This is a genomic window from Candidatus Protofrankia californiensis, from assembly GCF_900634765.1.
GTDB lineage: Bacteria > Actinomycetota > Actinomycetes > Frankiales > Frankiaceae > Protofrankia > Protofrankia californiensis.
Genome location: NZ_CAAAFT010000117.1, coordinates 17326 through 19770, shown reverse-complemented (window position 1 = coordinate 19770; position 2445 = coordinate 17326). Strand labels below are relative to the sequence as shown.

General features: G+C 63.3%; 4 protein-coding genes. All 4 read left to right on the top strand.

The genetic code is table 11. The annotated features are described in order from the left end of the window. On the top strand, positions 1-195 hold a 195-nt coding region (locus DD1DGNOD_RS27825), incomplete at its 5' end, for a hypothetical protein (RefSeq protein ID WP_206442997.1). Positions 196-287: 92 nt separating this feature from the next. After that, positions 288-665, top strand: a complete 378-nt coding sequence (locus DD1DGNOD_RS06970) for a hypothetical protein (protein WP_131765749.1) — start codon at positions 288-290, stop codon at positions 663-665. Positions 666-855: 190 nt separating this feature from the next. Beyond that, positions 856-1746 carry a HipA family kinase gene (locus DD1DGNOD_RS06965; protein ID WP_241251287.1) on the top strand — a complete coding sequence of 297 codons (891 nt, stop codon included), beginning with the start codon at positions 856-858 and terminating at the stop codon, positions 1744-1746. Then, complete coding sequence (locus DD1DGNOD_RS06960) at positions 1739-2173, top strand: DUF3037 domain-containing protein (RefSeq protein ID WP_206442996.1); 435 nt, start codon at positions 1739-1741, stop codon at positions 2171-2173. The genes DD1DGNOD_RS06965 and DD1DGNOD_RS06960 overlap by 8 nt, the downstream gene beginning before the upstream one ends. Positions 2174-2445: the final 272 nt, after the last annotated feature.

The following is a 2445-nucleotide window of genomic DNA, read 5'->3' as shown; positions in this document are numbered from 1 at the left end:
CCAAATTCATTTAAAAAACTGGGACTTATGAGGGAAAAATCCGAATATACTATCAAGTTTTCCGTCGCAAGGGACCGGCTTGTTCCACTGCGCGGAGGACGAGGTGCCCATATATTTTCAATTTCTGGAGGTATTGAGATTCCGCGATCGCAGGTCGATTATATCGGGTCGACCGCAAAGTGGGGGATATTGTGATTAGCGGATCCGATACAGTATTAATAACTGCACAGACACCCGGGCCTGCTATCACAAAATTTCTCGACCGATGGGCTACCCGATGGTTGAATATGCGCGTTGCCATCACTGGAGCCGACTGCACCGACTTCGTTGACTGGCCGGATGCGCGTGCATCGGTACCAGCCAAAGAGGGCGAAATTCTGATCGTACGAGATGCTGACATGGAAACCGCTTGGGACGAGCACGGCTACCAGATACCAGGTTCGGTAGAAGGTCCACTCACTATTCTCTACCAACCGTCTCCAGTCCGCGTCTTCTCGGTCGAAGTAACCAGCGATCCGTACACTCAGGATGCTCAGTTCAAATTCGAGCGATACGGTGCAACTGTTGTCGGTTCTAGACTGACGCTGGTGACAATCGTCACACCGGACACCGACAGTGCATTCTTCAGGGAAGTCGTAGGCAATTTAATAGGGTCGCTCGCGTAAGCGATATGCTAATTTGTCGCGTCAAGATGCCTGGAGGCGTGACAGTCCGACGGTCTGTTCCACACGTCCGTCTACTGGGCACGTCCGTCCGAGGAGTCAACCGTATGGAACCTCGAGGTGAAGGGGTCCGCGTCCAGAGGTTCTGATCCACTTCGTGGCACTTGGGTGGTCGGGTGGAAGACTGGCGGGCGTGCTTCGGAATGTGACCGCCACGCGGTACGCGACACCGCTGCGTGAAGGCGGCAGCCTGCCCGGTCTCATGGAGGCCGATGACCTCGGAACCTGGGTTGTGAAGTTCCGCGGCGCCGGCCAGGGAGTCAAAGCGCTGCTCGCCGAGGTCGTCGCCGGGGAACTGGCCCGCGCCCTCGGCTTCGCCGTACCGGAGCTGGTCGTCATCGACGTCGATCCGGAGCTCGGCCGGGTCGAGCCCGACCAGGAGATCCAGGAGCTGCTGCGCGCGAGCCCCGGAGCGAACCTCGGTATGGACTACCTGCCCGGCTCGATCACCTACGACCCGCTGGCGTTCGCGGTGGACGCCAGCCACGCAGCCCGCGTCCTGTGGCTGGACGCGCTCGTCCTGAACGTCGACCGGTCCTGGCGGAACCCGAACCTGCTGCTCTGGGGCGACCGGCTGTGGCTGATCGACCATGGCGCCGCGCTCTACCCGCACCACGACTGGACGCGTGCAACGGGCGCGCTCGACCGCGCCCTGCCCCGGTGGGACGAACACGTCCTGCTCCCGGCCGCCGGGGACCTGGCGGTGACCTTGCCAGCCGCTGACGCGGCCCTTGCCCCCGCGGTGACCGAGGAACTGTTGCGTAACGTGCTTGCGCTGGTGCCCGATGGCTGGTTTGAGGCCGATGCCTCACGCTATGTCGACTGGTTGTACACCCGGGTCAGCGGCAGCCGCCCGTGGGTCACCACAATGCTGGCAACGGACCGTCCGACCCGGTCGAACCGCGGGACGGGACCGCCGGAGTGGCTCCGGCCACAGCCCCCTCGGCCCGGTCACGCCCATATCACCAGCCCGACAGTCCCCGACCGTTGCGGGGACAACCGGCCCGGAGACAGCCGTGGCTGACCTGTTCGAGTACGCGGTCATCCGGGTCGTGCCCCGGGTTGAACGTGGCGAATACGTCAACGTCGGTATCGTGCTGTGGTGCCAGCGGGCCGGTTATCTGGCCGCCAGGCACGCACTGGACTCCGACCGGCTCACCGCACTCGATCCCTATCTGGACCACGCTGTCATAGCGGCCCATCTGGACGCGCTGCAACGGGTCTGCGCCGGTGGTGCGCAGGCGGGTGCGCCAGGGTCGCTGTCAGCTGGCGAACGGTTCCGCTGGCTGACAGCGCCGCGCAGCACAATCGTCCAGACGTCACCTGTACACAGCGGCTTCACCGGTGACCCGGACGGTGAACTCGAGCGTCTGATAAGCCTGCTGGTCGAACGCCCTGGCCCACTCATCCGCAACGCACTCGGCGATGACGGGAAGCCAATCACCCACTGATCAGCGCACCTGCTCACGGGGATCCCGCGGCATGCGGTATGTCGAGGGATCTGTCACGCTGTGCCGCGACAGGTACGGTTATCCGTTCGCGAACCCGCAGGGGATCTTGGAGCGTTATCCGGGGGTGTAAGCCCAGCCGGACCAGTGGTGGACGTCGATCAGGATGACCGGGCCGGCCGGTCGACGCTGTTGGTACTGGCTGTACTTCGCCACCAGCCGGTCAATTGCGTCATGCCAGGCGGATCTCTCGCCGGCGGATCCGTCCGCGGCGG

What these genes read in the sequence shown, in the direction of transcription:
- DD1DGNOD_RS06970 (WP_131765749.1), top strand. Translation starts at nt 288, where the DNA reads ATGCGCGTTGCCATCACTGGAGCCGACTGCACCGACTTCGTTGACTGG.